Source organism: Pseudomonas sp. StFLB209 (assembly GCF_000829415.1).
Lineage (GTDB): Bacteria > Pseudomonadota > Gammaproteobacteria > Pseudomonadales > Pseudomonadaceae > Aquipseudomonas.
Map to the genome: position 1 here is coordinate 3,701,069 of NZ_AP014637.1, position 18,635 is coordinate 3,719,703.

Consider the following 18,635-nt stretch of genomic DNA (forward strand, 5'->3'; position numbering starts at 1 on the left):
TTATCCAAGGGAGAGCCGTGTGGCCATCGATATTCACTGGATCCGCGACGACGACAGCCTTGCCCGCCAATGCACGCAATGGCAGTCCCTGCCGTTTATCGCCGTCGACACCGAATTCATGCGGGTCGATACCTTCTATCCGATCGCCGGTTTACTGCAGGTCGGATATGGCAACAACGCCTGGCTGATCGATCCTTTGCTGATCAACGACTGGCACCCGCTGGCGGTACTGCTGGAAGACCCGGCCGTTACCAAAGTTCTGCATGCCTGCAGCGAAGACCTCGAAGTCTTGCTGCGCCTCACCGGCAGCCTGCCGCTACCGTTGTTCGATACCCAACTGGCAGCCGGTTACCTGAACATCGGCTTTTCGATGGGCTATTCGCGGCTGGTGCAAGCGGTGCTGGACATCGAACTGCCCAAGGGCGAGACCCGTTCCGACTGGCTGCAGCGGCCACTGTCCGATACGCAGGTCAGCTATGCGGCAGAAGACGCCATGCATCTGGCCGAGCTGTTCAACAAGTTGCAGCCACAGCTATCGGCCGAGAAGTACGCCTGGGTTCTGGAAGACGGCGCCGAACTGGTCGCCAATCTGCGTCGCGAAAGCGATCCGCGCGAGGCTTACCGCGAGGCCAAGCTGGCCTGGAAGCTGTCTCGTCAGCAATTGGCGGTGCTGCGTGAGCTGTGCACCTGGCGTGAGCAGCAGGCGCGGATTCGCAACCAGCCGCGTAATCGTATCCTGCGTGAAGCTTCGTTGTGGCCGTTGGCCAAGACCCAGCCGGATCAGCTCACCACGCTGGCGCGCATCGAAGACATGCACCCGCGTACCGTGCGTCAGGATGGCGAGTTTCTCTTGCAACTGATCAAGAGCGCGGGCAATACCCCTGCCGAGCAATGGCCGGCGCCGCTGCCGGAGCCGCTGCCGATCGAAGCCTCGGCCATGCTCAAGTCATTGCGCGCCATCGGCCAGCAGTACGCCGAGCGCCTGGATATGGCGCCGGAATTGATGCTGCGCAAGAAAACCCTGGAGTTGCTGCTCAAAAGCGGCTATCCCCAAGGGCCTTACCAATTACCCGATTCGCTGCGTGGCTGGCGCCGTGAGTTGATGGGCCAGGCACTGCTCGACAGCCTGGCCAGTGTCGGAGAACAGCCTTGAAACGTATTTGCTCCATCTATCGCAGCCCCAAGAAGAACGAGATGTACCTGTACGTCCTGAAAAGTGACGTGCTCAGCCGTGTACCTGAGGGTTTGCTGACCGCGTTCGGCAAGCCGCAGCATGCCTTTGACCTGGTCCTGAGCCCTGAGCGTGCGCTGGCGCGTGAGGACATCACCAAGGTGCTGGAAAATCTCGACAACCAGGGTTATCACCTGCAAATGCCGCCTGCCGAAGAAGAATACATCGAGCATTTGCCCGAAGAACTGCTGCGTCGCAACGATCCGGTGTGATCGTGTCTGCCGGCATCCGACGGGTGCCGGTCTGGTGATGCCCGGTACTTCGTATTGACCTGCCTGCCCGAATTCCAGGATTGCCTTGCATGCGCGTTCTGATCGCTGAACATGATTACGCTCTCTATACCCGACTGCTGCAACAGGCTGCCCCACAACTTGAAGTCCTGAGCAGTGGTGATTCGGCGCAGTTGGCCGAAATGGCCAGTGATGCGCCGGTCTGGCTGGGCCAGCCCGATCTGCTCGCCACGTTGTTGCGTCAGGGGCACAAACCGCAGTGGATGCAATCAACCTGGGCCGGCATCACGCCGCTGCTCAGTGAGCACCTGAGCCGTGAGTACCGGCTGACCCGTGCGGTGGGTATTTTTGGCCAGGTGATGGCCGAATATGTTCTCACTTATATGCTTGGTCATGAGCGTGAAGTGCTTGCACGGCTGATGAGCCAGGTCGAGCGCAAATGGGATAACCGCCCAGGCCATAGCCTGGCCGGGCGCAAGGTACTGATCGTGGGTGCCGGTGACATTGGTCGGAGTGTTGCGCAGTTTCTACGGCCGTTTGGCGTGCAATTGTTCGGCGTGGCCTCCACGGCGCGTGAGCTGCCGCCCTTTGAACAGGTCGTCACGCTGGCTGATATGGCGCAACTGCTCGGTGATATGGACTATGTGATCAATCTACTGCCCAACACGCCGCAGACTCATGACCTGTACGATGCGAAGCTGTTCGCTTGCTTCAAGCCTTCGGCGCTGTTCATCAACACCGGGCGCGGTGTGTCGGTGGTCGATGCCGACCTGGTAGAGGCGCTCAAGGAAGGCCATCTGGCCGGTGCAGTGATCGACGTCTGCCGCCAGGAGCCCTTGCCTCGGCGTCATCCGTTCTGGACTGCTTACGGCCTGTTGTTGACCGGACACAGTTCAGCGCCCACCTCGCCACCGGCGATGGTCGAACTGTTTCTGGACAACCTGCGCGCCTTTGAAGCGGGCGAGCCATTGCGCGGCGAGGTGGATTTCGCGCGCGGTTACTGACGGCTGCGCCTGTCAAAATCCGTAGGAGCCGCCGGGCGGCGATCCGCTTCAGCGGCGAAGCCTTCGCCGCTGAAGCAGCTCCTACGAGGCCCGGTGTGTGCTGCGTGATTCAACCTACAGGCTGAAATCACCTTCGGCAGCCAGTTCGCTGACCGGCTGGCGCGGGCTCGGTACTTCACGGCCTTGCAGGTATTCCGGCAGGCTTGCCTTGTCGCCGGCCTTGCCCACTGCGATCACCGCGTGAATCGCGTAGTGCTCCGGAATCTTCAGCTCTTGACGGGTCAGGTCCTGATCGAAGCCGGCCATGCCGTGGGTGTGCCAGCCGCTCAGGCTCGCCTGCAGGGCAAACAGCCCCCAGGCGGAGCCGGTGTCGAAGGTGTGCCACAGGGCCGGGCTTTCTTCGCTGGCGCCCGGTGCGGTGAAGGTGGTCTTCGACACAATGACCACCAAGGCTGAGGCGTGCTGGGCCCAGCTGCGGTTGAATTCATTGAGCAGGCCCAGGTAGCGTTCCCAGTTCGGTGTACCACGGCGCGCATACAGGAAGCGCCAAGGCTGTGAATTGTAGGCCGAAGGCGCCCAGCGCGCGGCTTCGATGAAGCTCAGCAGGGTTTCTTCCGGGATCACCGCATCGCTGAACGCCCGCGGCGACCAGCGTTGGATGAATTGCGGGTGAATGTCAAAGTCGGCAACGCGAGGATGAGTGCTCATGGCAGTCCTTGTCGTAGGGAGGGGTTGAATGACGGGCAGACAGGATGGGCCGTGGTCGGCAGGCATCAGGATGTAACAAAGCCTGTCAAAATTACTGTTTCGCACTACCAATGACAAGTCTGGCGACAGCCAGCGCTTGGCCCGCAGCAGTTGTGCCACTAGACTGGCGGCCTTTTCCTGCACCGACGCTGTTTAGCCGCCCATGACCGCCACACTCGAACCTTTCTGGATCCACAAGCGCCTCGACCAACTGAACCGGGACGAGTGGGAGTCGCTGTGCGATGGGTGCGGATTGTGCTGCCTGCAAAAGCTCGAAGACGAAGAAGACAACAGCGTCTACTACACACGCATCGCCTGCAAGCTGCTGGACCTCAAGACGTGCCAGTGTTCGGACTACCCGAACCGTCGCGATGCCGTGCCCGACTGTATCCAGCTCACCCCAGGCCAGGCCGATGAGTTCAAGTGGCTGCCGCCGACCTGTGGTTATCGGCTGGTCAGCGAAGGCAAGGATCTGCCTGAGTGGCACCACCTGGTCAGCGGTGACCGCAAGGCGGTCCACCGCAAGCGTATCTCCCAGTCCGGGCGCATGCTCAGCGAAGACAGCGTGCCTGAAGATGACTGGGAGGATTACCTGATTTTCCGCGCCGGCTAACGCTTCAGATCTCAGGCCTGGAGGTCTTCGGGGTGGCGACCTCGTCAATGACCGTCTCTTTCACCGCCTCGATCACTTTGGGCGCGGTTTTTTCGGCTTTTCTTTTCAGGTGGTGCAGTTCGGCGCCGGCACGTTCGATATCGGTCCGTGCACGGTGCAGATCGCTACGGCTTTTCTCCAGCAGGCTCTTGGCCGAGCAGTGGCCGGTGATGCCACGGGCCAGAACCGCGCCGCCGATGGCCAGCTGTACCAGACCGAACAGCCCGCCCCGGCGCAGCCCTTTGCCTACCAGCGCCACGCCACCGGCCAGCGAGGTGATGCGCTCCCAGCCCTGAACGTTCTGTTCCGGGCGTTGTGGCGGGAATGGGCGGTCAATGCGTTCGATGATCGGGGTATCGCTCATGATTGCTCTCCTGACGGGTTGAACCATTACTGACTGCCAGCCAGGTCAACTGTTCCCCGAATCTGCATCAATGGCTGCGCGGGCGGCTGGCGTGGGCTCGGTGACCTTGTCACGACCGAACTGCGCACCGGAGCGGGTGTTGTTGCCCTTGGCCATGCGGTCGTAGAGCACCACATTGACCGTCGCCGCGAGGTTCATGCAGCCTTCGGTAGGGATGTACACCACGTCCTCGCACCAGTCGCGGATCTCCTGGTCCAGCGAGCCATCTTCCGGGCCGAAGATATACAGGGCGCGATCAGGGTGGGTGTACTCCGGCAAGGCGCGGGCACCTTCGACCAGCTCGACTGCCACTGGGGTGCAGCCCAGCGGCAGGATCTGTTTGAGGTCTTCAATACCGATCAGCGGGATATCCTGGTGGATCTTCTTGGTGTCGGTAACAAAGTCCCTGGCGCGCTCATAGCGTTTACCGGTGTAGAACACCGACGCCACGCCATAGCAACCGGCGGCGCGCATGACCGAGCCGACATTTTCCGGGGATTTGGGGTTATACAGTCCGATACAGGCGTAGCGTTTGTTGCCCACGGTGAAGTGCTCTGGAGAAAAGCCGGCAAGTATACGGCAGATTCAGAACCACAGCCGTACCCCCAGCACCAGCCGTGCTTCACTGCGCGCTTCACCCTCAGCCCTGGCGTAGTCAGCGCTATTGCCGTAGCGATGGTTCCAGGTCACGCCGATATAGGGCGCAAACTCGCGGCGGATCTCATAGCGCAGGCGCAAACCCAGTTCGCTGTCGGCAAGACCTGCACCGACCCCGCGTTGCTCATCGTTGCTGGCATACAGGTTGACCTCTGCCGAAGGCTGCAGGATCAGCCGGTTGGTAATCAGCAAGTCGTACTCGGCCTCCAGGCGTAGCGCAGCCTGGCCGCCTTCGCCGATAAACGCCGTAGCTTTTTCCAGCCCGGACAGCGGCATGCCCTGAATCCCGAACGCCGCCCAGGTTTGCGCGGCACCGGGATTGAAGTCCTGACGTATGCCACCCAGCAAATCCCACCAGGGCGAAATTGAATGGCCCCACAGCGCCTGTACTTCGGCGTGCTCGGTACGCCCTTGACTGCGTTCGCCCTCGCTGCGTAACCACAACCGGTCGATGTCCCCACCGACCCAGCCGTCGACATTCCAGGCCAGCGCACTGCCGTGTTCGCCATCCTGCCATTCGAGCCTGTCCAGCAACACCTGGTGATTCCAGGCGTTGTCGTGCATCTGGTGCCCTGCCGGGTGCTGGTACACCGCCGCCCGGTCAGCGTCGGTCAGGGGCGGGACTGGCGAGGCAACGGCGGGTGGCATTGAATGGCCGCTGTGTGTGCTCATGTCGTGGCCTGCGTGACCCTGATGAGCATCAGTGGCGGGCGCAGGCGCGTGTCCTGCATGCTCGTCTAGCGGCTGGGCGTGCATGGCAGGGTCCGCCATGGCGCCGTGGCTGGAGTGGTCCATATTGTGACCGGTGCCTTGCGCGGCCAGCGCGACCGGGCTGAACAGCAGGCTGGTGGTCAATAGCAGGGCAGGGCGGCGGCTCATGTGCGTCAGGCTCATTCTTGTACCCTCACTTCGCGGAACATGCCGGTCTCCATGTGGTACAGCAGGTGGCAGTGATAGGCCCAGCGGCCCAGCGCGTCGGCAGTCACCCGGTAGCTGCGCCGCGTGCCGGGCGGCATGTCGATGGTGTGCTTGCGGACCATGAAGCGCCCGTGCTCGTCCTCCAGATCGCTCCACATGCCATGCAAGTGAATGGGGTGGGTCATCATGGTGTCGTTGACCAGCACGATACGCACCCGCTCGCCATACCTGAGCAACAAGGGTTCGGCGTCGGAAAACTTCACACCATTGAACGACCAGGCGAATTTTTCCATGTGCCCGGTCAGGTGCAGTTCAATGCTGCGGCCTGGTTCGCGGCCATCGGGGTCAGCGAAGCGGCTGCGCAGGTCAGCGTAAGTCAGCACCCGTCGGCCGTTATCGCGCAGGCCGATACCTGGATCATCCAGCTTGGCCGTTGGCTGGGTGGTCTGCATATCAACCAGCGGATTGCCCTCTTCGCTGGCGGGGTGTTCGATGGGTTGCGAACCGCTGCCATGCTGCATGCCCGGCATCGCTGGCATGGCGGCGTGATTCATTTGGCCATGGTTTATCTGGTCATGGCCCATGCCCGCATGGCTCATGTTCATATCGGCCATGCCCAGCAGTGGCCGTGGGTCCAACTGCGGCACTGGCGCACGTAGCCCCGGCTGGCTGGCCAGCGTGCCGCAGGCAAAGCCGCTGCGGTCCATGGCCTGGGCGAACAGGGTGTAGGCGGGGGCCTGTGGCTCGATGATCACGTCATAGGTTTCTGCCACGGCGATACGCAGTTCATCGACGGTCACGGGTTCGACATGCAAGCCATCGGCGGCAACCACGGTCATTTTCAGGCCCGGTATGCGCAGGTCGAAGTAGCTCATGGCCGAGCCGTTGATCAGCCGCAGGCGGACCTTTTCGCCGGGCGTGAACAGCCCGGTCCAGTTCATGTCCGGTGCCTGGCCGTTCATCAGGTAGGTGTAGGTCGCGCCGCCGACATCAGCGATATCGGTGGGGTTCATGCGCATCTGCGCCCACATTTTCCGGTCGGCGACAGTCTGGCTCCAGCCGTGCCGGCCGACGTCGTCAATGAAGTCGATCAGGGTGCGTTTCTGGCGATTGTAGTAATCGCCTTGCTGCTTGAGTTTCTTCAGCAGCGTGGCAGGTTTCTCGTCGGTCCAGTCAGTGAGCATCACCACATGCTCACGCTGGTACTCGAACGGCTCGGGTTGCCTGGCATCGATGATCAGCGGCCCGTAGACCCCGGCCTGCTCCTGTAACCCGGAGTGGCTGTGATACCAGTAGGTGCCGTTCTGGCGCACCTTGAAGCGGTACTCATACATGCCGTCAGGGGCGATTCCGGCAAAACTCAGGCCCGGTACACCGTCCATATTGGCTGGCAGGATGATGCCGTGCCAGTGAATGGAGGTCGGTTCTTGCAGCCGGTTACGCACGCGCACCGTCACCGTATCGCCCTCACGCCAGCGCAACAACGGGCCGGGCAAGCCGTTATTGATGGTCAGTGCGGTACGCGGCCGACCGGTGATGTTCACCGGCGTTTCACCGATGAACAGCTCGAATTCGGTGCCGCTCAATTCCAGCGGCTGCTGATTGCCGACCGCAGCGGCCCGCAGCGGCGTAGCCAGCAAGCCCAGCCCACCCAGCAGCCCGCCGGCGGCCAGGCCCTGAACGAACGTACGTCGTGAAGTCTTGAAAGGCATCGCAGTAGAAGTCCCATGCATCGATGGGCGTGAAGATGCCATAACGCACAGCGGTGGGTGATTACATTTACGTCAGGTTAAAAAGCATGAGCAACGCTATAGGCATAAGCATTCGGCGAACTCTCCTGGTAACCGAGTGTGCCCTGAGAGGGTGTTTACAAAATAGGCGAACGAAGGCAAGACAAGGCGAAATCGGGCGGAAAAGCGCAGTGTACAGAAGTACATGAGCATGTTGACCGGGCTGGCGATCCAGGCCGATTTCAACGCAGTATTGCTAAGTGCAGCCATTTTGTAGACACCCTCTAAGCTTATGCATAACAAGTCTTATACCTATCCAGGTCGGTCTCATAAGCTGGCGTTTTGGGCACCTCTAAAAACGACCTGCGTTGCCAGCACTGCGTTAAAAAACGGCTCAGGATGCTCATTTACAACCCGTAAACTCCGCTCCCTCGCCGTTTTTTGCCTTGCGCAGGCTGCCTCGCCTACGTTTTTAGAGGTGACCTTTTGCAAGATATATCTATTGAATGCACCGGGATCTGTTTGCAATGCGAAGTCCGGGACACCATGAAGGAGGCTACGTTGATTCGGGCTTTTATGGTTGATGTGGATGGTGTCGTCGTCGATGGTCGGCCCGCCGACGGCCAAGGCTGGGCTTCATCACTTGAAGAGGATCTCGGGCTGGCAAGCTCGGATCTTCATAAGGCGCTGTTCGAGCCCTACTGGGATGCCATAGTTACCGGCAAGTTATCCCTTGAAGAGAGGCTTGCCTCGGTGCTGGCAGACATTGCTCCGAACCTTTCTGCGCATAGATTATTGAATTACTGGTTTGAAAACGATGCTCGGCTCAATCTCGGGTTGCTGGCGGACCTGGCCCGTCATCGTCGTCGTGGGGTGAAAGTATTTCTCGCGTCCAATCAGGAACACCTACGCGCAGAGTTTTTAATGACGTCACTTGGCCTGGATCACTACTGCGATGGCATCTTTTACTCCGCAGCGCTGTCTTGGCGAAAGCCAAGCCTTGAGTTTTATAAAAAGATCACCGAGTTGTCCGGATTTCTACCAGAGGAGTTACTCCTGATTGATGATACTCCAGCTAATGTTCAGGCTGCACTTGAGTCGGGCTGGAATGCTATTTGTTGGACGAAGTCCAGCGAGCTTGAAGCGCAGATCAGTGATCTACAAGTAATAGGCGAAAGTGCAAAATGACCCTGCGCAGGGTCGTATCGTGAACAGCGACTGCTCTTGAGTTCTGTAAGAAAAAGTACTGCTGCCTACAAAGTAGGCGGCAGGCCAAGGTGACCATAGCCGCAACGCTCCTGGCCAGCCAAACATCCGTTCACTGATGCTCTGCTGTCGATACTTTGGACAATCAAAGAGTCGCGGCAAGCCATGCGGGCCGCCAGCCAATCATGGCGCAAACGCTACCGGCACCGACTTTTAGTACAAAACCTAAAAAGTATGAGCGGCTGTGTTTTTGCCGTTGTTCTTCGGGCCGAGCCCGCGCTGTGGCGCCAGATCAGCACAGAGGTGCAGCGCTCACTCATCCTTCTTCATCAAGCCTGCCAGCGCCGCAAACGGGTTATGCGTGGCCTTGGCGATTTTCGGTGTGCTCAGTGAGTCTTCGCTGAAGTACTGCTGGTCGGTGTATCGCGCATGTTCGTTGTCATGGCAATACAGACACAGCAACTCCCAGTTCGAGCCGTCCTGGGGGTTGTTGTCGTGGTTGTGGTCACGATGGTGTACCGTCAATTCGCTCAGGCGCTTGCCGGAAAACTCCCGGGCGCAGCGCCCGCAGACATGCGGGTACATGCGCAGGGCCTTGTCACGGTAGCCTTTTTCCCGTTCGCGCTGGGTTTCGGCGAGGATGCGGTCCAGTTTGGAAGTGTTCGACGGCGTGCTCATACAATGGCCTTGCTGCAGGTGTGGAATACGCCGTCAGTCTATCAGGCTGTCAAACCTGCTGCGCGAGCAACTGCCCATCGACCATGCGCAGCCGCCTGGACAATGAAATCGCCAATGCGCGAATAATCTTCGCCGCAATCTTCGGCGCCTCGTCGATCATCTTGTCCAGCGAGTCACGCCCCAGGGTCAGCAACTGGCAGTGGCTGGCAGCGATGCAACTGGCCGAGCGACGTTCGCCATCGAGCACCGCCATTTCGCCCAACGCCCGGCCGCGGCGCAGGCTGGCGATATCCACCGCCTGGCCGTCGGGGTTGAGTTTGCGCACCACCACGCTGCCCTGGTCAATGATGCACATGAAGGTTCCGGGGTCGCCTTCATTGAAGATGACCTGGTCCTTGTCGAATTCAGTGATGCTGAAATAACCGGCGACGCTGGCCAACTCGCTGGATGACACGGAATCAAACAGCCCGCAGTCGAGCAGCATGGTGTGAATCGCGGTGTTCATGTTGGACGGTTCAGGCATGATTCGGTCTTGTTCTGATTGGTTTACGCTCACGGTCAACGCTTGTTGCAGCCAGGCGCCCGATGACGACGGTCTGGCTGCGAAGCACGGCTATCAATCAGCCAGGTCAAGTACTTTGAACACAAAACCGTATTCAAGTGCCACATCCCGCAGGCCTTGATAGCGGCCGCTCATGCCGCCATGGCCGGCGCCCAGCTCGGTCTTGAGCAGCAGCAGGTTGTCGTCGGTCTTGTGCTCACGCAACCGCGCCACCCACTTGGCTGCCTCCCAGTACTGCACGCGGCTGTCGTTGTAACCGGCGATCACCAGCGTTGCCGGGTAGGCCTGGGCCTGGACGTTTTCATAAGGCGCATAGGCTTTGATCCGCTCATACACTTGCGGTTCTTGCGGATTACCCCATTCGTCGTATTCGGTGACGGTCAGCGGCAGCTCCGGGTCGAGCATGGTGTTGAGCACGTCGACAAACGGCACTTCGGCAATTGCCGCACGGAAAAGTTCAGGGCGCTGGTTGAGTACCGCGCCGATCAACAACCCGCCAGCGCTACCGCCGCTGATCACCAGTTGCCCGGCGCGGGTCAGGCCTTTGTCGATCAGGTGTTCGGCGCAGGCAATGAAGTCGCCAAAGGTGTTGTGTTTGTGTTCCTGCTTGCCGGCGCGATACCAGGCTTCGCCCAGCTCGCCGCCGCCACGCACGTGGGCGATGGCAAAGGCTACGCCGCGGTCGAGCAGGCTCAGGCGGGCATGGGAAAACCACGGGTCGAGGCTCGCGCCGTAGGCGCCGTAGCCATACAGGTAAACCGGCGTTGGCTGGCCCAGGCATTCACGGCGCACCACCAGGCTGATCGGCACTTGAGTGCCGTCGGCGGCAGTTGCCCAGAGGCGCTGACTCACATAGGCATCGGCATCGAACTTGCCGAGTACCGGTGTCTGCTTGAGTACCTCTTGCTGGCCGTTGTCCAGTTGCAACTGGCGTACCTGAGACGGGCGGTTCAGTGACTGGTAGCGCAGACGAATACGGTCGCTGTCGAACTCCAGGCTGTCCTGCACGTACAGGCTGTAGGCGGCATCAGGCAACTGCACGCGATAGGACGGCAGGCTCTGCGGGCGCACCTCGATCACTGGCAGGCCACCTTCACGCAGGCTCAGGGTGATGGCTTTGGCATTGAGGGTCACGCCATCGAGCATCACTGTATCGCTGTGGGGCACCAGCGGCTGCCAGTCGGCGCGGGCTGGAATACCGGTGGCCGGTGCCTGGTAAAGCGCGAAGTTGATACCGTCCTGGTTGCTGCGAATGAACCAGGTCCATTGGCCATCGAGCAGGCCATGATCGACGTCATATTCGTGGCCTTCGACCCGTGGTGCCAGGCAAGTGAACGCCTGCGTCGGCTGATCGGCGTCCAGTACCCAGGCTTCGCTGGTGGTCTTGCTGCCCAGTTGCAGCAGCAACTGGCGTTCCGAGCTGCTGCGTGCGCATTGCAGGAAAAAACGCCCGTCCGGCTCGCAAAACACCTCCTCGGCATTTGCCTTGCCCAAACGATGGCGATGGAGCTTCCAGGGTCTGTGGGTGTCATCCAGCGTTGCGAAGAACAGGGTCTGGCTGTCATTGGCCCAGGTCATGCTCCCGTCGCAGTCCTCGAAGGGCAGGCTGTGCACCTCGCCGCTGTCCAGTTCCTTGACGAACAACTGGTAGATCTCATCGCCCGAGGTGTCCAGGCTGTAGGCCAGACGTCGGTGGTCAGGGCTGATGCTGAAGCTGCCCAGCGACAGGAAACCGCCGTTGGCCAGTACGTTCGGGTCCAGCAACAGCTGTTCGCTGGGTTCGTCTGCCTGATGGGACCCGTCGGCCGGGCGTGCGCAGCGGTAATGCCGGGCATATTCGTCGCCGGCGGTGGTGCGGGTGTAATACAGGTACGGGCCCCAGGGCGAGGGCAGCGACAGGTCGGTCTCCTGGATGCGCGCCTTGATTTCTTCAAACAGCGCCTCGCGCAGAGCCTGTTGGTCGCCTAGCTGTGCATCGGTATAAGCGTTTTCGGCTTTCAGGTAATCGAGTACTTCAGTGCTGTCGCGCTCTTGCAGCCAGACATAAGGGTCCTGGCCATCGGCCTTACGGGCTACAGGGGCGCTGGCGCAGGTAGTAGGTGAAGTCATGCCGGGCTCTCCTGGATAAAACGTGGTTCACATGCCGGACGCGCCGGGGCCGTGAAAAGCCGTTATCATAAGCGTCTATTTGACTGGCTGACCACGCACCACATGACTGAACATGACTATCTGATCGCCTGGGGTCTCTACGCCGTTGCTGCATTGGGCTGCCTGCTGGTGCTGTTTGTAATGACCGGCTGGATGTGGCGCTACCTCAAGGAGCCGCTGCGGGTGATTGGCGCGGTGCTGCTGTTTACCCCGACCGTGGTTGATCCGGCACGTGATCTTTACGCGCCGGCGGTGGCTATTTCGGCACTGGATCTGCTGTTCAAGGTGGGCAGCAATGTCTGGACGGCGGTGCTCGACCTTGCCATGTATGGTCTGTGTGCGTTCATTGCTTACCTGGTGTTCGTGCTGGTGCGCATGCCCATCGAAAAAAGCCGCAAGGCACGCCAGGAGCAGCTTGAAGCCCGCAAGCAACAGGCCGCTGCGCAGGATGACGAGGATGACGAGCCGTTCGGCAACAATGAGCCTTACGCCCGCAGCCCGGAACCGGCGTCGACGCTGCGCACCCGGGTCGAGCCGCGTCTGTAACCGTTCGCTTCGTGGGGGCGCGCCGGCTGTACGCCTGCGCAGGCAATGTTTTGAAGCGAGTACCTGAACATGTGTGAACTGCTGGGCATGAGTGCCAATGTCCCGACTGATATCGTTTTCAGCTTTACCGGCCTGATGCAGCGCGGCGGCCGAACCGGTCCGCACCGTGATGGCTGGGGCATCGGTTTTTATGAAGGGCGCGGCCTGCGCCTGTTTCAGGATCCGGCGGCCAGCAGCGAGTCGGAAGTCGCGCAGTTGGTACAGCGTTATCCGATCAAGAGCGAAGTGGTGATCGGCCATATCCGCCAGGCCAACGTCGGCAAAGTCTGCCTGTCCAACACGCACCCGTTTGTACGTGAACTGTGGGGCCGGAACTGGTGCTTTGCCCACAATGGCCAGCTGGCGGATTTCAATCCGCAGCACAGTTTCTATAGGCCGGTGGGCGATACTGACAGCGAAGCGGCGTTCTGCGACCTGCTTAACCGCATTCGCGAGGCGTACCCTGAGCCCGTGGAAATCGAGCAGCTTTTGCCAACGCTGGTAGAGGCCTGCAACGAGTACCGTGGCAAAGGGGTATTCAATGGCTTGCTGAGTGATGGCGACTGGCTATTTTGCTTTTGTTCCACCAAGCTGGTGCACATTACCCGACGGGCGCCATTTGGCCCTGCGCGGTTGAAGGATGTCGATGTGATCGTCGATTTCCAGGCTGAAACAACGCCCCACGACGTGGTCACCGTGATCGCCACCGAAGCCTTGACCGAGAATGAGACCTGGACCGGTTACGAACCGGGCCAGTGGGGGCTGTGGCGCAAGGGGGAGTGTGTAACCCACGGCACCACCGCAACACCGTAATACCTGCTTTGAACGACCGACCCGCCAAAAAATCAAAAAGAGGGATATCGATGCTGCGTAGTTACCTGCGACTGGTTCTGTTCACCACCGCACTGTTGTTCGGCGTCCAGGCGCCAGGTTTCATCAGTGATTACAGCAAGCGGGTCGAGGCGCACCTGATCGAGGCGCAGCAGGCGATCAAGGGCTTCAAAGCGACCGCGCAGCAGTTCTTCAACGGTGACATTCAGGCACTGATCCAGCACTACCGCAACAGCGAAGACCCGGTGTTTCGCAACGACGCCAGCAACATCGAAAACCTGCTCAGCCGCACCCAGGTACTGGAGCGTCAATGGCTGGGCCTGCAAGGCTCCATGGCCGGCAAAGCCTGGCACGTCGCGACTGCCGCCGACCCTGACATCCGCCGCGAAACCCTTGATGGCTACACCTGGCAACTGCTGCTCACCCCCGTGGTGATCGGCTGGGGTATCGCCAGCGCGGTCATCCTCACCTTCCTGGTTGAAGGCCTGTTCCTGCTGCTGGGCTGGGTGGTCAACGGCGGCCGGCGCAAACCGAAAATGCGCGCCGAGTGGCGTTGAGCAAAACGCTGGTGATTGTCCGCAGGAGATCGCCCGCCGCCTCGGCGCCGCGCTGTCGCGCAGCAAACACGGCCCCGTAGGAGCGGCTTTAGCCGCGAAGGCTTCCCGGCTGAACCGGATCGGCCGCTCTTACTTGGCCAAATAGCGAATCCCTTCCTCCAGCCCTTGCAGGGTCAGCGGATACATCCGCTGCTCTACCAGGTCGCGCACAATGTGCGTCGAGGTCGTGTAATCCCAGACGTTCTTCGGGTAAGGATTGATCCACACCAGCTTTTTGAACTTGGTCATGAACCGCTGCATCCACAGATGGCCCGGCTCCTCGTTCCAGTGTTCGACGCTGCCACCGGCATGCGTGATCTCATAAGGTGCCATGGACGCATCACCGACGAAGATCACTTTGTAATCGGCGCCATAGGTATGCAGCACGTCCTGGGTGGCGATGCGCTCGGCATTGCGCCGCTGATTATCCTTCCACAGCGTTTCATAAACGAAGTTGTGGAAATAGTAATACTCCAGGTGCTTGAACTCGGTCTTGCACGCCGAGAACAGCTCTTCGCAAACCTTCACATGCGCATCCATCGAGCCGCCAATGTCGAACAGCAACAGCAGTTTCACGGCGTTGCGTCGCTCCGGGCGCATCTGGATGTTCAGCAGTCCCGCATCGCGGGCGGTGTGTTCGATAGTGCCATCGAGGTCCAGCTCTTCGGCCGCCCCCTCACGGGCGAACTTGCGCAGCCTTCGCAGTGCGACTTTCAGGTTGCGGGTGCCCAGCTCGACCTGATCATCGAGGTTGCGGTACTCGCGTTGGTCCCAGACTTTGACCGCCTTGCCCTGACGCTGCCCGGCATCGCCCACCCGGATGCCTTCGGGGTGATAGCCTCCGGAGCCAAACGGGCTGGTGCCGCCGGTGCCGATCCACTTGTTGCCGCCAGCGTGGCGCTCTTTCTGTTCGGCCAGGCGCTGCTTGAACGCCTCCAGCAGTTTGTCCAGGCCTCCGAGTGACTGGATCTGCGCCCGCTCTTCAGGCGTCAGCGAACGTTCGAATTCCTTGCGCAACCAGTCTTCGGGAATCAGCGCCTGCAACGCGTCATCAAGATCCTGCAGGCCATTGAAGTAAGCGCTAAAAGCCCGGTCGAACTTGTCAAAGTGGCGCTCGTCCTTGACCAGAATGGTGCGGGCCAGAAAGTAGAACTCGTCGATATCGGCAAACACCACACGTTGTTGCAGGGCCTCGATCAGGTCCAGCAGTTCGCGCAACGACACCGGTACTTTTGCGGCACGCATTTCGTTAAACAGATTGATCAGCATGGCGAGGGCCTTTGTTCAGCGGTTGCCGCGCCGGCTCATGAACGCCAGGCGTTCGAGCAATTGCACATCCTGCTCGTTCTTCACCAGGGCACCGGCCAGCGGTGGAATGGCCTTGGTCGGATTGCGCTCGCGCAGCACTTCTTCGCCAATCTCGTCGGCCATCAACAGCTTCAGCCAGTCGACCAGTTCCGAGGTCGAGGGCTTCTTCTTGAGGCCCGGCACTTTGCGCACATCGAAAAACACATCCAGCGCTTCGCTGACCAGGCTTTGCTTGATGTTCGGGAAGTGCACATCGACGATCTTTTGCAGTGTCTGGCGGTCGGGGAAGGCGATGTAATGGAAGAAGCAGCGGCGCAGAAAGGCGTCGGGCAGTTCTTTCTCGTTATTGGAGGTAATGATGATGATCGGCCGGTGCCGGGCCTTGATGGTCTCGTCGGTCTCGTAGACGTAGAACTCCATGCGGTCGAGTTCTTGCAGCAGGTCGTTAGGAAACTCGATATCGGCCTTGTCGATCTCGTCGATCAGCAGAATCACCCGCTCGGGTGCTTCGAAGGCTTCCCAGAGCTTGCCCTTTTTCAGGTAGTTACGCACGTCGTGAACCTTGTCCACGCCCAGTTGCGAGTCGCGCAGGCGGCTGACCGCATCGTACTCGTACAAGCCCTGATGGGCCTTGGTGGTGGACTTGATGTGCCAGGTGATCAGCCGTGCCCCAAAGGATTCGGCCAACTGCTCGGCCAGCAAGGTCTTGCCGGTGCCTGGCTCGCCTTTGACCAGCAACGGTCGCTCCAGAGTGACGGCGGCGTTGACCGCCAGTTTGAGGTCGTCGGTGGCGACGTAGGTGGCGGTGCCTTCGAACTTCATCGTTGATGGATCCTCGTAACCCGGACAAAGGGATGAATATAGCCTGTATCACTGCGCATCGGTGCCTTCATATCGGGCATTGAAGGCCTGGATAAAGCCATTGCGCAAAATCCCCCAGAACGCTTGCAGGCCACTGATGTTCTGCTGCTTGACGCTGCCAGACAGCGCTACACGGGTCGCGAACTGGTTCTTTTGCTGGTTTTTGAGCACGGTTTCACTGGCGCCGACCAGGGCCTCCCAGACCGAGCGCAACAAGCCCTTGTTCTGGTTCTCGACGTCCTGCTGCCAGTTGAACACCTCGACATCGCGCAGCAAGGGCTTGATATAGCCGTCCAGCCGGCCGTCGACCGCCTGGGCTTCGATGACCAGATCGCCGTGCCCGGCGTTGAAGTCGAACTTGCCATAGGCCGAGGCAAAGTCGTTCATGCGCTTGAGCTCTATGCCGGTGGCGCGCAGCCGAAAGTCAAAGTCCTGAAAGTTGTTCATCGGATCGAACGTGGCGGTGCTTTCAAGGCGGGCGCTCTGCAACAGCCGGGCCTTGCCTTCGAAGCGTGCGTCCCGAGGGCCCTGCAGGTCGACCACGTTGGTCAGGTTGTACAGGCTGGCGTTGACCTGATCGGCCTCGATACGCACTTTCGGGGTGGTACTGAAGTTATTGAAGGTGATCTGGCCGTTATCGATGCGCAACTCGTTGAGGGTGAACGGCAGGACTTTATCCAGTTGCGCCCGCCAGTCGGTGCCCTGACCGGTCTGCGAAGCGCTGCGGTCTTGGCCGCCGTCGACGAAGTTGAGTTGCGGTTCGCTGAAAATCACCTCACCGACCACGGCATGATCCTGCCACAGCGAGCGCCAGCTTATGGCCAGTTCGATCAGCGGCGCCTGCAGAAACGGCACCGGCACTTTGCCGTCGACCTTGACGATCTGCAGCGCCTTGATCCGATAGGCGCCGCGCCACCAGGCCAGCTCGACATCGGCGATGCGGCCACGGTAATCGCCCATGTCTGCCAGCTTGTCGTTCAGGTAGTCGCGCACCAGATAAGGCAGGGCCAGGTGCAGGGCCAGCAGCAGGCTGGCCAGACCGGCCAGGGTCCATAATGGCCAGCGGTAGCGACGTTTCATGGTATTGGCCTCGAAAAGACGGTTAACAGGCTGTTGAGAGTTGACTGCCGTCAAGATCAATCGTTTCGCTGTGACTGGACGCAAAACAGCCTTGCGCATAGGCTGTTGGGTCTTTCTCAAATGCCTTTGCAACAAGGACACCGTCATGAGCCGGATCTATGCAGACAATGCCCACTCCATCGGCAATACGCCGTTGGTGCAGATCAACCGGATAGCGCCGCGCGGCGTGACCATCCTGGCCAAGATCGAAGGTCGCAACCCTGGCTATTCGGTCAAATGCCGGATCGGCGCGAACATGGTCTGGGACGCCGAGAGCAGCGGCAAACTCAAGCCGGGCATGACCATTGTCGAACCGACTTCCGGCAACACCGGCATTGGTCTGGCCTTCGTTGCGGCGGCGCGGGGCTACAAGCTGATCCTGACCATGCCGTCCTCCATGAGCCTGGAGCGCCGCAAAGTGCTCAAGGCGCTCGGCGCAGAGCTGGTGTTGACCGAGCCTGCCAAGGGCATGAAAGGCGCGATTGCCAAGGCTGAAGAGTTGCTGGCGGCCAACCCCGGCGAGTACTTCATGCCGGCGCAGTTCGACAACCCGGCCAACCCGGCGATTCACGAGAAAACCACCGGCCCGGAAATCTGGGCTGATACCGACGGCGCGATCGACGTGCTGGTCGCGGGTGTTGGTACCGGCGGCACCATCACCGGCGTCTCGCGCTACATCAAACAAACCGCTGGCAAGCCGATCCTGTCGGTGGCGGTCGAGCCTGAGACCTCGCCGATCATCGCCCAGGCGCTGGCTGGTGAAGAAATCAAGCCGGCCCCGCACAAGATTCAGGGCATCGGCGCCGGGTTCATCCCGAACAACCTCGATCTGTCGCTGCTCGACCGCGTCGAGTCTGTCAGCGAAGACGAAGCCAAGAGCATGGCCCTGCGCCTGATGCAGGAAGAGGGCATCCTGTGCGGTATTTCCTGCGGTGCTGCCATGGCCGCTGCCGTGCGGCTGGCTGAAAAGCCCGAGATGCAGGGCAAGACCCTGGTGGTGATCCTGCCCGACTCGGGCGAGCGCTACCTGTCGAGCATGCTGTTCAGCGACCTGTTCACCGACCAGCAATTGCAGCAGTGAGTTTCTTGCCGGTCGGTCAAAGGTTTATGATGGCCGACTTGTTAAGCGCTTGATGCGCTGAAGAACTTCTGGCCGGTGCGTACCGGCC

The 18,635-nt window shown here is 60.3% G+C and carries 20 protein-coding genes and 1 pseudogene; 9 read left to right on the plus strand and 12 right to left on the minus strand.

All coding sequences use genetic code 11. The features are described 5' to 3' along the window. The first annotated feature begins 19 nt into the window (after positions 1-19). The 3 genes from rnd to PSCI_RS16610 all read left to right on the plus strand — a co-directional run bounded on the left by rnd (position 20) and on the right by PSCI_RS16610 (position 2,465). The gene (rnd, locus tag PSCI_RS16600) at positions 20-1,153 is read left to right on the plus strand and encodes a ribonuclease D (RefSeq protein ID WP_045489011.1); all 1,134 of its coding nucleotides are present in this window, start codon (positions 20-22) and stop codon (positions 1,151-1,153) included. Further along, entirely contained in the window at positions 1,150-1,443 is a 294-nt protein-coding gene (locus tag PSCI_RS16605; protein ID WP_045489014.1) for a YcgL domain-containing protein, read from the plus strand. Before rnd ends, PSCI_RS16605 begins: the two co-directional genes overlap by 4 nt. A gap of 89 nt (positions 1,444-1,532) precedes the next feature. After that, positions 1,533-2,465 carry a D-2-hydroxyacid dehydrogenase gene (locus PSCI_RS16610; RefSeq protein ID WP_045489017.1) on the plus strand — a complete coding sequence of 311 codons (933 nt, stop codon included), beginning with the start codon at positions 1,533-1,535 and terminating at the stop codon, positions 2,463-2,465. A 114-nt stretch (positions 2,466-2,579) separates the two neighbouring features. Here the strand turns inward: PSCI_RS16610 and PSCI_RS16615 are convergent, their stop codons facing one another. Beyond that, a complete protein-coding gene (locus PSCI_RS16615; protein ID WP_045489021.1) occupies positions 2,580-3,173 on the minus strand; it encodes a nitroreductase family protein in 594 nt (197 codons plus the stop codon). Positions 3,174-3,375: 202 nt separating this feature from the next. Between PSCI_RS16615 and PSCI_RS16620 the strand changes: the two genes are divergently transcribed. After that, positions 3,376-3,825 (plus strand): YcgN family cysteine cluster protein, encoded by a 450-nt coding sequence (locus PSCI_RS16620; RefSeq protein WP_045489024.1) that lies wholly within the window; start codon positions 3,376-3,378, stop codon positions 3,823-3,825. A gap of 4 nt (positions 3,826-3,829) precedes the next feature. Here PSCI_RS16620 and PSCI_RS16625 read toward each other — a convergent pair whose 3' ends face one another. Genes PSCI_RS16625 through PSCI_RS16640 form a run of 4 tightly spaced genes read right to left on the minus strand, consistent with a single transcriptional unit; the run spans position 3,830 to position 7,554 of the window. Next, positions 3,830-4,228 carry a YgaP family membrane protein gene (locus PSCI_RS16625; protein ID WP_045489025.1) on the minus strand — a complete coding sequence of 133 codons (399 nt, stop codon included), beginning with the start codon at positions 4,226-4,228 and terminating at the stop codon, positions 3,830-3,832. Positions 4,229-4,273: 45 nt separating this feature from the next. Continuing rightward, positions 4,274-4,810, minus strand: coding sequence for an RNA methyltransferase (locus tag PSCI_RS16630; protein ID WP_045489027.1), 537 nt, complete (start codon positions 4,808-4,810; stop codon positions 4,274-4,276). Between the two features lie 42 nt (positions 4,811-4,852). Continuing rightward, the gene (locus PSCI_RS16635) at positions 4,853-5,803 is read right to left on the minus strand and encodes a copper resistance protein B (protein ID WP_084710246.1); all 951 of its coding nucleotides are present in this window, start codon (positions 5,801-5,803) and stop codon (positions 4,853-4,855) included. 11 nt (positions 5,804-5,814) lie between these two features. Then, positions 5,815-7,554 (minus strand): copper resistance system multicopper oxidase, encoded by a 1,740-nt coding sequence (locus PSCI_RS16640; RefSeq protein ID WP_045489031.1) that lies wholly within the window; start codon positions 7,552-7,554, stop codon positions 5,815-5,817. Between the two features lie 579 nt (positions 7,555-8,133). Here PSCI_RS16640 and PSCI_RS16645 point away from each other — a divergent pair. Then, entirely contained in the window at positions 8,134-8,760 is a 627-nt protein-coding gene (locus tag PSCI_RS16645; protein WP_197540954.1) for an HAD-IA family hydrolase, read from the plus strand. A 52-nt stretch (positions 8,761-8,812) separates the two neighbouring features. Here PSCI_RS16645 and PSCI_RS29135 read toward each other — a convergent pair. The 4 genes and pseudogenes from PSCI_RS29135 to PSCI_RS16660 all read right to left on the minus strand — a co-directional run. Next, a pseudogene (locus tag PSCI_RS29135) lies at positions 8,813-8,943 on the minus strand (IS5/IS1182 family transposase); the annotation flags it as partial. 147 nt (positions 8,944-9,090) lie between these two features. After that, positions 9,091-9,456 (minus strand): YajD family HNH nuclease, encoded by a 366-nt coding sequence (locus PSCI_RS16650; protein ID WP_045489033.1) that lies wholly within the window; start codon positions 9,454-9,456, stop codon positions 9,091-9,093. 49 nt (positions 9,457-9,505) lie between these two features. Then, positions 9,506-9,979 (minus strand): cyclic nucleotide-binding domain-containing protein, encoded by a 474-nt coding sequence (locus tag PSCI_RS16655; RefSeq protein WP_045489035.1) that lies wholly within the window; start codon positions 9,977-9,979, stop codon positions 9,506-9,508. Positions 9,980-10,072: 93 nt separating this feature from the next. Continuing rightward, on the minus strand, positions 10,073-12,127 hold the full coding sequence (locus PSCI_RS16660; RefSeq protein WP_045489038.1) for a S9 family peptidase: 2,055 nt from the start codon (positions 12,125-12,127) through the stop codon (positions 10,073-10,075). 102 nt (positions 12,128-12,229) lie between these two features. On the opposite strand from PSCI_RS16660, the gene PSCI_RS16665 reads away from it, so the two are divergent. The 3 genes from PSCI_RS16665 to PSCI_RS16675 all read left to right on the plus strand — a co-directional run bounded on the left by PSCI_RS16665 (position 12,230) and on the right by PSCI_RS16675 (position 14,139). Further along, a complete protein-coding gene (locus PSCI_RS16665) occupies positions 12,230-12,712 on the plus strand; it encodes a hypothetical protein (RefSeq protein WP_045494468.1) in 483 nt (160 codons plus the stop codon). A gap of 69 nt (positions 12,713-12,781) precedes the next feature. Then, on the plus strand, positions 12,782-13,564 hold the full coding sequence (locus tag PSCI_RS16670) for a class II glutamine amidotransferase (RefSeq protein ID WP_045489041.1): 783 nt from the start codon (positions 12,782-12,784) through the stop codon (positions 13,562-13,564). Positions 13,565-13,614: 50 nt separating this feature from the next. Next, a complete protein-coding gene (locus PSCI_RS16675; RefSeq protein WP_045489043.1) occupies positions 13,615-14,139 on the plus strand; it encodes a DUF2937 family protein in 525 nt (174 codons plus the stop codon). 129 nt (positions 14,140-14,268) lie between these two features. Here PSCI_RS16675 and PSCI_RS16680 read toward each other — a convergent pair whose 3' ends face one another. The 3 genes from PSCI_RS16680 to PSCI_RS16690 are packed head-to-tail and all read right to left on the minus strand — an operon-like array spanning position 14,269 to position 17,427. After that, positions 14,269-15,447 carry a vWA domain-containing protein gene (locus PSCI_RS16680; protein WP_045489045.1) on the minus strand — a complete coding sequence of 393 codons (1,179 nt, stop codon included), beginning with the start codon at positions 15,445-15,447 and terminating at the stop codon, positions 14,269-14,271. A 15-nt stretch (positions 15,448-15,462) separates the two neighbouring features. Next, entirely contained in the window at positions 15,463-16,308 is an 846-nt protein-coding gene (locus PSCI_RS16685) for an AAA family ATPase (protein ID WP_045489048.1), read from the minus strand. Positions 16,309-16,356: 48 nt separating this feature from the next. Further along, positions 16,357-17,427, minus strand: a complete 1,071-nt coding sequence (locus PSCI_RS16690; protein WP_045489051.1) for a DUF748 domain-containing protein — start codon at positions 17,425-17,427, stop codon at positions 16,357-16,359. A gap of 145 nt (positions 17,428-17,572) precedes the next feature. Between PSCI_RS16690 and cysK the strand changes: the two genes are divergently transcribed. Then, positions 17,573-18,547 carry a cysteine synthase A gene (gene cysK, locus PSCI_RS16695; protein WP_045489054.1) on the plus strand — a complete coding sequence of 325 codons (975 nt, stop codon included), beginning with the start codon at positions 17,573-17,575 and terminating at the stop codon, positions 18,545-18,547. Positions 18,548-18,635 lie beyond the last annotated feature (88 nt).

Bases quoted from the DNA above. Each gene is read 5' to 3' on its own strand.
- PSCI_RS16610 (WP_045489017.1), top strand. From the start codon at position 1,533: ATGCGCGTTCTGATCGCTGAACATGATTACGCTCTCTATACCCGACTG.
- PSCI_RS16615 (WP_045489021.1), bottom strand. From the start codon at position 3,173: ATGAGCACTCATCCTCGCGTTGCCGACTTTGACATTCACCCGCAATTC.
- PSCI_RS16620 (WP_045489024.1), top strand. From the start codon at position 3,376: ATGACCGCCACACTCGAACCTTTCTGGATCCACAAGCGCCTCGACCAA.
- PSCI_RS16625 (WP_045489025.1), bottom strand. From the start codon at position 4,228: ATGAGCGATACCCCGATCATCGAACGCATTGACCGCCCATTCCCGCCA.
- PSCI_RS16635 (WP_084710246.1), bottom strand. From the start codon at position 5,803: ATGAGCCGCCGCCCTGCCCTGCTATTGACCACCAGCCTGCTGTTCAGC.
- PSCI_RS16640 (WP_045489031.1), bottom strand. From the start codon at position 7,554: ATGCCTTTCAAGACTTCACGACGTACGTTCGTTCAGGGCCTGGCCGCC.
- PSCI_RS16650 (WP_045489033.1), bottom strand. From the start codon at position 9,456: ATGAGCACGCCGTCGAACACTTCCAAACTGGACCGCATCCTCGCCGAA.
- PSCI_RS16655 (WP_045489035.1), bottom strand. From the start codon at position 9,979: ATGCCTGAACCGTCCAACATGAACACCGCGATTCACACCATGCTGCTC.
- PSCI_RS16660 (WP_045489038.1), bottom strand. From the start codon at position 12,127: ATGACTTCACCTACTACCTGCGCCAGCGCCCCTGTAGCCCGTAAGGCC.
- PSCI_RS16665 (WP_045494468.1), top strand. From the start codon at position 12,230: ATGACTGAACATGACTATCTGATCGCCTGGGGTCTCTACGCCGTTGCT.
- PSCI_RS16670 (WP_045489041.1), top strand. From the start codon at position 12,782: ATGTGTGAACTGCTGGGCATGAGTGCCAATGTCCCGACTGATATCGTT.
- PSCI_RS16675 (WP_045489043.1), top strand. From the start codon at position 13,615: ATGCTGCGTAGTTACCTGCGACTGGTTCTGTTCACCACCGCACTGTTG.
- PSCI_RS16680 (WP_045489045.1), bottom strand. From the start codon at position 15,447: ATGCTGATCAATCTGTTTAACGAAATGCGTGCCGCAAAAGTACCGGTG.
- PSCI_RS16685 (WP_045489048.1), bottom strand. From the start codon at position 16,308: ATGAAGTTCGAAGGCACCGCCACCTACGTCGCCACCGACGACCTCAAA.
- PSCI_RS16690 (WP_045489051.1), bottom strand. From the start codon at position 17,427: ATGAAACGTCGCTACCGCTGGCCATTATGGACCCTGGCCGGTCTGGCC.
- cysK (WP_045489054.1), top strand. From the start codon at position 17,573: ATGAGCCGGATCTATGCAGACAATGCCCACTCCATCGGCAATACGCCG.